The organism is Mesorhizobium sp. B2-3-5 (assembly GCF_006442395.1).
In the GTDB taxonomy this organism is placed as follows: domain Bacteria; phylum Pseudomonadota; class Alphaproteobacteria; order Rhizobiales; family Rhizobiaceae; genus Mesorhizobium.
This window is the reverse complement of record NZ_VFVX01000003.1, coordinates 174,917-187,271: the sequence shown is the minus strand read 5'-3', so window position 1 is coordinate 187,271 and position 12,355 is coordinate 174,917. Positions and strand designations below refer to the sequence as shown.

12 protein-coding genes and 2 pseudogenes are annotated in these 12,355 nt (G+C 64.1%); 6 read left to right on the top strand and 8 right to left on the bottom strand.

Translation table 11 applies throughout. The features are described from left to right. Positions 1-54 precede the first annotated feature (54 nt). On the top strand, positions 55-309 hold the full coding sequence (locus FJ958_RS05610; protein ID WP_140740451.1) for a DUF1344 domain-containing protein: 255 nt from the start codon (positions 55-57) through the stop codon (positions 307-309). Positions 310-594: 285 nt separating this feature from the next. Here FJ958_RS05610 and FJ958_RS31515 read toward each other — a convergent pair whose 3' ends face one another. Together FJ958_RS31515 and FJ958_RS05605 are read right to left on the bottom strand one after the other, a co-directional pair. Further along, entirely contained in the window at positions 595-765 is a 171-nt protein-coding gene (locus FJ958_RS31515; RefSeq protein WP_181176292.1) for a hypothetical protein, read from the bottom strand. Positions 766-917: 152 nt separating this feature from the next. Beyond that, on the bottom strand, positions 918-1,346 hold the full coding sequence (locus tag FJ958_RS05605; protein WP_140740809.1) for an Lrp/AsnC family transcriptional regulator: 429 nt from the start codon (positions 1,344-1,346) through the stop codon (positions 918-920). A 44-nt stretch (positions 1,347-1,390) separates the two neighbouring features. Between FJ958_RS05605 and FJ958_RS05600 the strand changes: the two genes are divergently transcribed. Then, the gene (locus FJ958_RS05600) at positions 1,391-2,572 is read left to right on the top strand and encodes a saccharopine dehydrogenase family protein (RefSeq protein ID WP_140740448.1); all 1,182 of its coding nucleotides are present in this window, start codon (positions 1,391-1,393) and stop codon (positions 2,570-2,572) included. A gap of 196 nt (positions 2,573-2,768) precedes the next feature. Here the strand turns inward: FJ958_RS05600 and lpdA are convergent, their stop codons facing one another. From lpdA to FJ958_RS05575, 5 genes and pseudogenes are all read right to left on the bottom strand, one after another. Next, positions 2,769-4,163, bottom strand: coding sequence for a dihydrolipoyl dehydrogenase (gene lpdA / locus FJ958_RS05595; protein ID WP_140740445.1), 1,395 nt, complete (start codon positions 4,161-4,163; stop codon positions 2,769-2,771). Positions 4,164-4,427: 264 nt separating this feature from the next. Further along, positions 4,428-5,807 (bottom strand): annotated as a pseudogene (locus FJ958_RS05590) (dihydrolipoamide acetyltransferase family protein). 17 nt (positions 5,808-5,824) lie between these two features. Further along, a complete protein-coding gene (locus tag FJ958_RS05585) occupies positions 5,825-6,838 on the bottom strand; it encodes an alpha-ketoacid dehydrogenase subunit beta (protein WP_140740442.1) in 1,014 nt (337 codons plus the stop codon). Between the two features lie 3 nt (positions 6,839-6,841). Continuing rightward, the gene (locus FJ958_RS05580; protein ID WP_140740439.1) at positions 6,842-8,074 is read right to left on the bottom strand and encodes a 3-methyl-2-oxobutanoate dehydrogenase (2-methylpropanoyl-transferring) subunit alpha; all 1,233 of its coding nucleotides are present in this window, start codon (positions 8,072-8,074) and stop codon (positions 6,842-6,844) included. A 315-nt stretch (positions 8,075-8,389) separates the two neighbouring features. Then, positions 8,390-8,662 (bottom strand): hypothetical protein, encoded by a 273-nt coding sequence (locus FJ958_RS05575; RefSeq protein ID WP_140740436.1) that lies wholly within the window; start codon positions 8,660-8,662, stop codon positions 8,390-8,392. Positions 8,663-8,980: 318 nt separating this feature from the next. On the opposite strand from FJ958_RS05575, the gene FJ958_RS05570 reads away from it, so the two are divergent. Next, positions 8,981-9,784: a SapC family protein gene (locus FJ958_RS05570; protein WP_140740433.1), complete on the top strand. Its 804-nt coding sequence runs from the start codon at positions 8,981-8,983 to the stop codon at positions 9,782-9,784. Positions 9,785-9,954: 170 nt separating this feature from the next. Next, positions 9,955-10,155, top strand: coding sequence for a DUF2934 domain-containing protein (locus FJ958_RS05565; protein WP_140740430.1), 201 nt, complete (start codon positions 9,955-9,957; stop codon positions 10,153-10,155). Positions 10,156-10,321: 166 nt separating this feature from the next. On the opposite strand, the gene FJ958_RS05560 is transcribed toward FJ958_RS05565, so the two are convergent. Beyond that, positions 10,322-10,822 carry a type 1 glutamine amidotransferase domain-containing protein gene (locus FJ958_RS05560; protein ID WP_140740427.1) on the bottom strand — a complete coding sequence of 167 codons (501 nt, stop codon included), beginning with the start codon at positions 10,820-10,822 and terminating at the stop codon, positions 10,322-10,324. 30 nt (positions 10,823-10,852) lie between these two features. Between FJ958_RS05560 and FJ958_RS05555 the strand changes: the two are divergent. Continuing rightward, a pseudogene (locus FJ958_RS05555) lies at positions 10,853-11,824 on the top strand (Ti-type conjugative transfer relaxase TraA); the annotation flags it as partial. A 128-nt stretch (positions 11,825-11,952) separates the two neighbouring features. Beyond that, positions 11,953-12,153 carry an AlpA family transcriptional regulator gene (locus FJ958_RS05550; RefSeq protein ID WP_140740808.1) on the top strand — a complete coding sequence of 67 codons (201 nt, stop codon included), beginning with the start codon at positions 11,953-11,955 and terminating at the stop codon, positions 12,151-12,153. Positions 12,154-12,355 lie beyond the last annotated feature (202 nt).

Sequence of the window (12,355 nt, the reverse complement as noted above, 5' to 3'; positions counted from 1 at the left end):
CGCTCAACGGCCAACAGCCGGCGGCTCCGCAACCAAGCCAACGGGAAAAACAACATGAAAAAATCAGCTATCGCAGCCGCAATGATACTCGCCGCCTTGTCCTCAACCGCCGCTTTCGCCAAGGCGGCCACCGGCACAATCGCCAGTGTCGACAAGAAGGGCGACTCGATCACGCTTTCCGATGGCAAGACCTTCGTCCTGCCGGAAGGCATCGAGGCCGAGACGCTGAAGGTGGGCGAGAAGGTGGTGGTGACCTATTCGACCAAGGCCGGCAAGCTGGCGGCATCGAGCATCCAGCCGGCTAAATAGGTGCCCTCATCCGGAGCAATTCCGGGAAAGATGCGTAGCGTCTTTCCGTGAGACCATGAACCGCTCCGGGCCGGAGCCCCAGCCGGCGGCGATCTTGACTGCTGCCGGCGCGCGGCGGCTTCCCCTAGCCCGGATCCATCCGGGCTAGGGGTAACGCGGTGATCAGGCGCTCGAGCCGGGTGTTTTCAGGGATGCAAGGCGAACCAGGGCCGCGCCCGGCGCTTGACGCGGGCCACGTGGCAGCACCGGTCTTGGCCCAGGTTTTCGCGAATCGGCATCCGCCGACTACCAGAACCAGAGCGGATGGAAGCCGTAGTCCGGCACCGAGCCTTTTCCGGACATGACGATCAGCAGGAGGGCGATGGCCAGCAGGACGGCGCTGGTCGTGATCCAGATCCGTCGGCTCGGCCAGACGGGAGCACTGCGCGGTACGGTCAAAGCTACCTTTCGGAACACGACAGGCCTTGCTTGGAACAATTCAGCCGCAGCGGTTCAAGTGCGACACTGCCGCGTCAATCATACCGGTGTTTTGCCGGGTTCTTACAAATCGGTAAGAGGGTAGAACCGTTCACGACCGGCCCGGGACCGCATAGCCTCGGCCGCGCCGTTCAGCGGTCGATCCGCGTCGACAGGATGATCGACGACGAGGTCCGCTCGACCCCGTCCATGGCGCCGATCTGGTCGAGCAGCGCGTCGAGGTCGCGGATCGATGGCGCGTCGACGATGACGATCATATCGAAATTGCCGCTCACCGAGTGCAGCGTCCTGACCGGTGGCAGCGCCTGCAGTGCTCGCACCACCTTGTCGGCGAGCTTTGGCGTGACGGTGAGCAGCACATGCGCCCGGACCAGCCCCTGTTCATAATCCGGCGACAGCCGGACACCATATCCGGCGATGATGCCGCGCTGTTCCAGCCGCTCGATCCGGCTCTGTACCGTCGTGCGCGACACGCCGAGCCGCCGCGCCAGTTCGGCTGTCGAGGCGCGTGCGTTGGCGCGCAGCAGGGAGAGCAGGGCCTGTTCGGCTTCACTGAGCATTTCGACGAAATCCTTCGGCATATCACCTGAAAACAGGTTTCACTTTGCCAGATTCCACGCTTTCTTTCGACAGGCAAGCTGCGATCATCCCGACAAACACGGATTGGCAGGGGTATTTGACCATGAATAACATTGTTATCGTCGGCGCCGGCAAGATTGGCTCCACCATCGCCGAGATGCTGGCCGCGACGGGCGATTACCACGTCACCCTCGTCGACCGCTCGGCGGCGCAGCTCGCCGCGGCCGAAGTGCCTGAGGGCATCGAGACGCTCGAACTCGATATCGCAGCACCCGGCGCGCTTGAGGCGGCGCTCGCCGGCAAGTTCGCGGTGTTGAGCGCCGCGCCCTTCCACCTTACCACGCGCATCGCCGAGGCGGCGGCCAGCGCCGGCGTGCACTATCTCGATCTCACCGAGGACGTCGTCTCGACCAGGCGGGTCAAGGAGCTTGCCCGTTCCGCCAAGAGCGCCTTCATTCCACAATGCGGGCTGGCGCCGGGCTTCATCTCGATCGTCGCCAACGATCTCGCCAGCCGTTTCGACACGCTGGAAAGCGTGCGCATGCGCGTCGGCGCCTTGCCGCAATACCCGTCCAACGCGCTGAACTACAATCTGACCTGGAGCACCGACGGCGTCATCAACGAATATTGCGAGCCCTGCGAGGCGATCGTCGAGGGCGAGCTGGTCGAAGTGCCGCCGCTGGAGGAGCGCGAGGAATTCTCGCTCGATGGCGTCACCTACGAGGCGTTCAACACCTCCGGCGGGCTCGGCACGCTGGCCGAGACGCTGAAGGGCAAGGTGCGCACGCTGAACTACCGGACCATCCGCTATCCCGGGCACGCCGCGATCATGAAGGCGCTGCTCAACGACCTTGGGCTGCGCCATCGCCGCGACGTGCTGAAAGACATTTTCGAGAGCGCCCTGCCGGCAACGCTGCAGGACGTGGTCATTGTCTTCGTCACCGTCTCCGGCCGCAAGAACGGCCGCCTGCTGCAGGAAACCTACGCCAACAAGATCTATTCCCGGCGCGTCGGCCAGACCGTGCGCAGCGCCATCCAGATCACCACGGCGTCCGGCATCTGCGCGGTGCTCGACATGCTGGCCGACGGCAGCCTGCCGGCGACCGGCTTCGTCAAGCAGGAAGAGATCGCGCTGGACGCCTTCCTCGCCAACCGCTTCGGCCGCGCCTACGCCCAGCACGAAATGGTGAGCCGGCTGGCGAGCTGAGGCGCGTAATCTCCCTCCTTGAGGGGGAGATGTCGCCGAAGGCGACAGAGGGGGGTTCCCGCGCGTGGAGCGCCGGCCTCTATCGGTCGCTAGAGGTCGCATCCCGTCGAACCGACCCCTCTGGCCTGCCGGCCATCTCCCCCTCGAGGGGGGAGATCACGCGCTCCGAGGACGGACCTGCAGGACATTGCTGCACCTAAACATGCAGCGCGTGTCCCAGCGCCTTCAGCGCCGCCTCCTGGAACCCTTCGCCTTGCGTCGGGTGGGAATGGATCGTTCCGGCGATATCCTCGAGCCGCGCGCCCATCTCCAGCGCCAGCCCAAAGGCCGTCGACAGTTCCGACACGCCCTGCCCGACCGCCTGGATGCCGAGCACCAGATGGTTGTCGGCGCGGGCGACGACGCGAACGAAGCCATCTTCGCCAAGCTTGGTCATCGCCCGTCCGTTGGCTGCAAACGGGAACATGCCGATCTTGATCTCGCCTTGGGCCATGGCCTCTTCGGGCGACAGTCCGGCCGTCACCAGCTCCGGATCGGTGAAGCAGACGGCCGGGATTGAGCGCTTGTCCCAGCCGCGCTTGTGCCCGGCGACGATCTCGGCCACCATTTCACCTTGCGCCATCGCCCGGTGCGCCAGCATCGGCTCGCCGGTGACATCGCCGACGGCGAAGATGCCGCGCATCGAGGTGCGGCACTGGTCGTCGATGCGGATGAACTTGCCCGCTTTGTCGAGGTCGATCTGCTCGAGCCCCCAGCCTTCGGTCACCGGCTTGCGGCCGACCGTCACCAGGATATTGTCCGCCGCGAGCTTGGCGTTCTTGCCGTCCGATGTCTCGACCAGCAGGGCGTCGCCCTTCGTTGACAGGCCCTTGGCCTTGGCGCCGGTCATCACCTCGACGCCAAGCGCGGAAAGCCGCTTGACCACCGGCCGGGTCAGCTCGGCGTCGTACTGCGCCAGCACGCGCGGCAGGGCCTCGACCACGGTCACCTTGGCGCCCATCTTGGCGAAGGCGATGCCGAGCTCCAGGCCGATATAGCCGCCACCGACGACCACGAGCCTCTTGGGCACCTCGCTCAGCGCCAGCGCTTCGGTGGACGAAATGACAGGTCCGGCGAACGGCAGGAAAGGCAATTCGACCGGCGCCGAGCCGGTGGCGATGACGACCGCCTCGGCTCGGACCACCTGCATGCCCGTCTCGGTCTCCACCTCGACGGTCTTGCCGTCACGGAATGTCGCCCAGCCATGCACGGTCTTCACGCCGGCCTTCTTGAGCAGGCCGGCGACTCCGCTGTTCAGCCGGCTGACGATGGCGTCCTTCCAGGCGATAGTCCTGGTCAGGTCGAGCACTGGCGTGGTCACCGAGATGCCGAGCGGGCTCTTGCCGCCGGCCATGTGCGACACCTTCTCGAATTCTTCCGCCGCATGGATCAGCGCCTTGGAAGGAATACAGCCGACATTGAGGCAGGTGCCACCCGGCTTGCCCACCTCGACGATCACCGTATCGATGCCGAGCTGCCCGGCGCGGATGGCGCAGACATAGCCTCCGGGACCGGCACCGATGACGAGCAACTTGCAGGAGATTTCTTTCATCTTGGCACCTCGATCGGTCGCGGTGCCTTGGGAGCGCAGCGCCTATGTTGGAGATTGGCGGACGCGTTCGTACTTTCGTCATCCTGGGGCGGAGCAAGGAGCGTAGCGACGCGCGCAGACCCCGAGATCCATGCCGCTACGTCAAGGCGTTGCAACGGTCCAGAATTCTGTTGTGCTGCGCGCCTCGGCCGAGGTCGCGGCATGGATCCTCGGGTCAAGCCCGAGGATGACGAAGGTAAGGGGGCAGCGTCCGTATCCATAAACCTAATCCACGAAGATCAGCGCCGGTGTTTCCAGCAGCGTCTTGATACGCTGGATGAAGACGGCCGCGTCCCAGCCGTCGATGACGCGATGGTCGAAGCTGGACGACAGGTTCATCATCTTGCGTGGGATGAACTGCGTGCCGTCCCATATCGGCCGCACCATCATCTTGTTGACGCCGATGATCGCCACCTCGGGGTGATTGATGACGGGCGTCGTCGCGACACCGCCCATGGCGCCGAGCGAGGTGATGGTGATGGTCGAGCCGGACAGCTCGTCGCGAGTCGCCGTACCGGACTTGGCCGCCTCGGCCAGCCTGGCGACCTCGGCGCCGCACTCCCAGATGTCGCGCGCCTCGGCATGCTTGACCACCGGCACCACCAGTCCGGACGGCGTCTGCGCGGCGATGCCGATGTGAATGCCGCCATGCTGATGGATGACACCGGCCTCGTCGTCGAACAGCGAATTGAGCTGGGGCTGATCCGCTATCGCCTTGACCATCGCCCGCATCAGGAAGGGGAGCAGCGTCAGTTTCGGCCTTTCAGCGCCCGCCTTGGCAGGGCGTTTTTCCTTGTTGAGCGCGGCGCGCAGCTCTTCCAGCGCGGTGACGTCGATCTCCTCGACATAGGTGATGTGCGGGATGCGCGATTTGGACAGCGTCATCTTCTCGGCGATTTTTCGCCGAAGCCCAACCACCTTGATGTCCTCGACAGCATCGTTGCGGGCAAGGCCCGATGCCTTGGCCATTTGCGGCCCGCGTGCCAGGAACGCCTCGATATCCTCATGGCCGATGCGTCCGGCCGGGCCGCTTCCCGCAACCTGCCTGAGATCGATGCCGGCCTCCTTTGCCCGCAGCCGGACGGCTGGCGACGCCAACGGCTTTTCGCCCTCCGGGCGCGGCGCGCCCACCGTCGCAGTACCCCCACCCCTAACCCCTCCCCACAAGGGGGAGGGGAACGCGTTTCGGCTCCCAAGGTCGAAGCAAAGCGCGCGCCACCGTCATCCGCGAATCCAAGAAACGATGACGTTGGAGCGGCTGTGACCGAATCCCCCTCCCCCTTGTGGGGAGGGGTTAGGGGTGGGGGTAGGTGTCGCCGTAACCTCCGGCGATTTCGCGCCTTCCGCTTTCACATTCCCCTCGCCCGCCACCTTCAGCCGCACGATGGGCGAGCCAATGGCCACGGTGTCGCCGATCTCGGCGCCCAGCCACAGGATCTCGCCATCGACGGGCGACGGAATCTCGACCGTCGCCTTGTCGGTCATGACGGCGGCGAGCACCGTGTCCTCGCGCACGATGTCGCCAACCTTGACGTGCCATTCGACGAGCTCGGCCTCGGCCACGCCCTCGCCGACATCGGGCAGCTTGATGATGTGTTCGCCCATCTCAGGCCTCCCCCGCTCTACGCTTCCATTGTTTCGATGAGGGCACGGCCGACGCGGGCCGGTCCCGGAAAATAGTCCCATTCCTGCGCATGCGGATAGGGCGTGTCCCAGCCGGCGACACGCGCCACCGGCGCCTCGAGATGGTAGAAACAATTTTCCTGAACCAGTGCCGAAAGCTCCGCGCCAAAGCCGGAGGTCAGCGTCGCCTCGTGCACGACGACGCAGCGCCCGGTCTTCTTCACCGAGGCCACGATCGTGTCGAGGTCGAGCGGCAGAAGGGTCCTGAGATCGATGATCTCGGCATCGATGCCGGTCTCCTCGGCAGCGGCCTGTGCGACATAGACCATGGTGCCGTAGGCGAGCACGGTGACGGCAGAACCCGCCCGGCGGATCGCCGCCTTGCCGAGCGGCACGGTGTAGTGGCCATCGGCGACCTCGCCGAGCTCATGCTTCGACCATGGCGTCACTGGCCGGTCGTGATGGCCGTCGAAGGGCCCGTTGTAGAGCCGTTTCGGTTCGAGGAAGATCACCGGATCGGGATCCTCTATCGCCGCGATCAAAAGCCCCTTGGCGTCATGCGGGTTGGACGGCACCACCGTTTTCAGGCCCGACACATGGGTGAAAAGCGCTTCCGGGCTCTGGCTGTGCGTCTGGCCGCCGAAGATGCCGCCGCCGGTCGGCATGCGCACCACGATGGGGCAGGTGAAATCGCCGTTGGAGCGGTAGCGAAGCCGCGATGCTTCCTGGGTCAGCTGGTCGTAGGCCGGATACATATAGTCGGCAAACTGAATTTCCACGCAAGGTTTCAACCCGTACGCGGCCATGCCGATGGCCGAGCCGACAATGCCGGATTCGTTGATCGGCGCGTCGAAACAGCGGCTCTTGCCGTATTTGGCCTGCAGGCCCTGCGTGCAGCGGAAGACGCCGCCGAAGAAGCCGACATCCTCGCCGAACACGACGACGCGCTCATCGCGTCCCATCGACACATCCATGGCGTCGCGGATCGCCTCGATCATGGTCCGTCTCGGCATGGCTCAGACTCCCGCCTGCTGGCGCTGGCGCCGGAGATGCGGCGGCATCTCGGCATAGAGGCCTTCGAACATGTCGCGCGTCGATGGCTTGCCGCCGGCATGCAGCGTGCCGTGGCCTTCGGCTTCCTTCTGCGCCGCGATCACCGTGTCGAGGATTTCGGCTTCGGCCTGCGCATGCCGCTCATCCGACCAGACACCAAGCTGGATGAGATGGTTCTTCAGCCGCACGATGGGGTCGCCGAGCGGCCAGGCGTCGGATTCGGTCTTTGGCCGGTAGGCGGACGGATCGTCCGAGCTGGAATGGGCACCGGCGCGGTAGGTGACATATTCGACCAGCGTCGGCCCGAGATTGCTGCGCGCGCGCTCGGCCGCCCATTTGGCCACCGCATGCACGGCGAGATAGTCGTTGCCATCGACGCGCAGCGACGGGATACCGAAACCGAGGCCTCGCGCGGCGAAGGTGCCGGAGCCGCCGCGCGCAATGCCCTGGAAGGTCGAGATCGCCCATTGGTTGTTGACGACGTTGAGGATCACCGGCGCCTTGTAGGTGGAGGCGAAGACCAGGGCCGAATGGAAATCCGATTCCGCCGTCGAGCCGTCGCCGATCCAGGCGGCGGCGATCCTGGAATCGTTCGATATGGCCGAGGCCATCGCCCAGCCGACCGCCTGGATATACTGCGTCGCCAGATTGCCCGAGATCGAGAAGAAGCCGTGTTCCTTCGACGAATACATGATCGGCAGCTGCCGCCCCTTCAGCGGGTCGGCCTCGTTGGAGTAGATCTGGTTCATCATCGTGACCATCGGATAGCCGTCGGCGATGAGCAGGCCGGCCTGCCGGTAGGTCGGAAAATTCATGTCGCCCGGCGCGAGCGCCTTGCGGAAGGCGCAGCTCACCGCCTCCTCACCGAGATGCTGCATGTAAAAGGAGGTCTTGCCCTGGCGCTGCGCCATCTGCATGCGGGCATCGAAGGTCCTCAGCGTCATCATGTGGCGCAGGCCGGTCAGCAGTTCTTCGTCGGTGAGCAGCCCGGCCCATGGCCCGACGGCTTCGCCGTTGCGGTTCAACACCCGGATGATCGAGAAGGCCATGTCGCGGATGGTGCGCGGATCGACATCGATTTCCGGGCGCGGCACCGAGCCGGCCTTGGGGATGGGCACGTTGGAAAAGTCAGGCGTTCCGCCCGGCCGCACTTCAGGCTCCGGAACGTGAAACCGCAACATTCCAGCATCGGCCATGACCTTTGTCCTCCAATGTTGCCTGGCGCCGATATTTGCACATCCGCGCGCCTGGACCAGTGCGAATTCGCCGGGCAAGCCTTTCGCGTATCGGGCCGGCCGCGCCGGCCGATCCAGCCTCCCGCCCACAGGATGAAGATATGTCCGCGAAATTTCTTGTCGATGTTGCGCGGCGGTGCGCAATTAGGCGAATGGTTGGAAGCGCGTCGCCGCAAGAGGAGGTATTCTGGAGGCCTTGCTCCCATCTCGCCCTTGTGGCGAGGTCGGACCGCAGGTCCGGTAGGGGACCGGCACCAGCCTCGCAAGACTACAAGACTAGTTGAAAACCGCTTCGTAAAGCCGCCCCGCCGCATCGGCCGCGACCGGCACGATGAAGATGTCATGGGCTCCGCCCTTGCCGGCAAGACTATAGGTCGCCTGCGGCAGCGCCACGTCGCGCGGCCCCCGAAACAGCAGGGAGAACCCGCCGCCGGGGCGCGGGCTGGCGGGGATGGCGCGGACATCGGTCAATTCCAGGGCAATCGGCCGCTCGCCGATCGTGGTGGTGAAGGCCGTGCCGACCGCTTGTTCGAAATCCGATTTCGTCATGCCATGCGCCTCGACTTGCCTGGAGCGTTCAGCTTCCGGTTCCCTGGTTTCCGGAATTGCGGCAATGTCGCCGCTTCGCCGCAAGCTGTCCATAGCCGCAAGGCGGGCTTGCCGCACAACGCGGTGCAAACCCCGGCGTAAATCCGCATTATCCGGCCATGCCTGCTTTTGTCGTGGCGAGGAACGCGGTAGAGCCTTTACTTCAATCCTGCGCACGATTTCTTGCCGACCGAAGATCGGCGCAGAAAAACAGATCCCGGCGGGATCGCGTATAAGCGGGCCGGCGCGACCGGGTCGCGGCAGAAGAGGAACCGAACGATGGCTGACAGCGGTGCGAGAACGGCAGCGGCGCCGGCGGATGCTTCAATGCCGCTGTTTTATTCGAGGCCCGAGGCGCTCAACCCGGGGCGGCACGGTTTTCTCGGCCTCACGGCGCGCAGTGACTTTTCCTTCGCGCGCTCGGCGCACGCCATTCCGGTGGTGGCGTCGGAAATGCCGGCGGCGATGCGCTCCTATCCGATCGTCTTCATCGGCACCGGCAAGGCGCCGGTGATCATCACCGGCGTGCGTCAGGGCGAGAACCTGTTCGTCGACGCCGACGGCCGGTGGACGGCACCGCACTATGTCCCCGCCTATGTGCGCCGCTATCCTTTCATCCTTGCCGAGGACCCGACCACGGCAGGCCGGCTGGCGCTGTGCGTCGACCGGGCAAGCGAGCGTGTCGTCGACCAGTCCGTCGCACCACCGCGCGAAGACAAGATCGCGCCATTCTTCAACGGCGCCGAGCCGGCCGAGGCAACCAAGCAGGCGCTCGCCTTCTGCAATCAGTTCCAGATAGACTTCAGAGCCACTCGCGAGATGGTCGAGAAGATCGACGCCCACGGGCTGTTTTCGCCGCGCCAGAGCAAGGTGACGCTGGAAGGCGGTGAAGTGCTCAACCTCACCGATTTCCAGGTGATCGACGAGGAGGCCTTCAACAAATTGAGCGACGAGGCCTTTCTCGACCTGAGAAGATCAGGCGCGCTCGTCCTGGTCTATTGCCACCTTGCCTCGACCAACAGCTGGACATCGCTGGTCCATCAGGCGTCGCTGCGAAAGGCGGACGGAATAAGGGGCGGTTGATCATCTGCGGGGGTCGCGACCCTAACTCTTTGTTTCGACGCTATTCCGGACGGAAACCGCTTCAAACTTTCCCAGGAATCGCCTGGCTCGGGCATTTCCAGTCGACCCGTGGTGGAACATTTTCCGCACTGTCCTGTTGCCTCCTTTTAAAATCCGGAAGGAATGCAGCTATGGTGATCAGCCAGGAAGAACGCATAGCGCATATCGGGAAGCGGGCCCGCGAGCTCTGGGAACGCGAAGGACTGATGCCCGATCGTGAGAAAGCTTGCTGGGACAAGGCAGTCGAAGAGTTCGAATCAGGCAAGTTGACGGCAGGGCGAAAGCAGGCCGGTGCGGATGCCACCAGCCATACTGCGGACGCCAAGCACTGAAGTCCGGCCTGTGGTCTTGCAACTCGCGGAGCATGGCGCCATCCCGGCAGCTCCGCCACCTCAAGCCACCGCCTTGAGCACGCCGGCCCTAAACCGATTCGCACGACGAGCTTGAGCGCTGTCTTATGTCGTTGCCGAGGTCACATTTTGGGCGAGGTGCATCAACCTACGGCGCGGCTCTCTCCTCGTGCAGGCCCTCCCTGATCTCCTCGGCGAGCTTGTCGCAGAAGGCGTCGAGATCGCCGGGGTTGCGACTTGTGACAAGGCCCTGATCGGCGACGACTTCACTGTCTTCCCAAAGACCGCCCGCATTGATGACGTCGGTCTTGATGGATTTGTAGGACGTAAGCCGGCGTCCCCTGGCGATACCGGTTTCCGCCAGCAGCCAAGGCGCGTGGCAGATGGCGCCGACGACCTTCTTGGCCGACCAGAACGCCTTGATAAACTCCAGCGCCTTCGTCTCGACCCGCAGGAGGTCGGGATTGATCACTCCGCCGGGCAGGACGATTGCGTCGTAATCATCCGCGCGCGCCTGATCGAGGGTCTTGTCGACGGGAACCTCGCGGCCCCAGTCCTTGTGGTTCCAGCCTTTGATGTTGCCGCTTTCGAGCGACACAACCTCGACCTCCGCGCCCGCTTCGCGCAACTTCTTCAGCGGCACTTCCAATTCGGACTGTTCGAAACCATTGGTCGCAACGTCGCGCTGTCACGGCATCGAGACAGGATGGACCTGCATTACGGCGGCGATGACTTCGCCACGCGGGACCGGCTTGTTCGTACCCTGTCACGCGACCGAGCCAAGGACATGGCGTCGGACTACGAGCAAGCCAATCCAGCTCAAATCTATGCCGAGCGGCGCGGCATCACCTTCCGCCAGCGCGTGGTCGAGATCGTGCGGCGGGTCGTTCCGGAGAAGCTACGCGACAGGATCGAAGGCCTGCTCGACGGGTTGCGCTCGCCCCCAAACGCGGAGCCTGGCCAGGACCGTCGACGCAGGCCGGAAAGGGAAGATGTTGGTGCGAAAAGCGCGGATGTTGGCTCCGCGCCTGAAAAAGAAGCTTCTGCCAAGGGAGCGCAGCGCGAAACGGATGCGCCGGTGGACGCGGAAGCGGCGTTGCGCAGGGCTCGCACGGTGGCGCTTGTGCGTCAGGCGCGCGCGCTAGATGCGATGCTGCGCACTGATAATGCGGATGGGCAGGGCAGTCCCGATCAGATGCGCGAATTGAGGGATGCCCGCAGCGCTTTCGAAAAGGTTCGGCCTCATGGCTGGCGCGATGCCGAAGCGGCTTACGTGAAAAATCCCGAGCTGGTTCGTGAAGCGGGCGCCGGCCGTGTCAATCGCATTGTCCTCGCTCTCCAGCTTGAGACCGAAATCCGCACTGGGATGGACATCGATCCCGGCCGCCGCGCCGACCGGTTCGTCGAACGTTGGCAAAAACTCGACCGGACGGGACAGGAGCAATATCAGGACGGCGACATGTCCGGCTACAAGTCAACGCGCTCGGCAATGTCCGATATGGCCAACAGCCTCGAACGCGATCCGCAACTTGAATCCCTGCTTGCCAACCGCAAGCGCGATCTTGGCATTCATGCCGATTCCGGCCGCCGCCTGGGCGCGGAACTCGCATTCAGCCATGGCATCGGCAGGGGACGCGGCATCGGGATTTGAACCCTCCGATTTGCCGCCGTTTCCACGCCACAGGCGGTTGAAGCGACAAACCTCATTGCGTGGAGCATCGGTCCGTACCTGTCTGTCCCAGCGGATACCAGCAACAACCAGTGAAAAGCAGGCGAGCTTTGCCCGAGCCAGATCGTATCATACGCCTCAAAACTGTCCTTGCTCGGACCGGCCTATCCCGCTCGACCATCTATCGCAAGATCGCCGAAGGGACGTTCCCGGCCCAGATCAAGATCAGCATCAATGGGGCGGGCTGGCGGGAATCCGAGATCAATCGGTGGGTTGAAAGTCCCGCCAGCTGGTATCTTCGAATGGATTAACACGCCACTACTGTCCGGAGCAGACCACCGATCTGCCGATTGATGGATGTCCAATATGGGGCCGTTGGACGGAATGGCAGCTTCGGAGAGCGATATAGGGGAAGGAGATTTACGGATATGTTCGAACCACCTCCTGCGGTTCGAATCACCTCCGGCGGGCCGGGAACGATGAAGATGGGCACTATTCTCACCCCATAGTCAC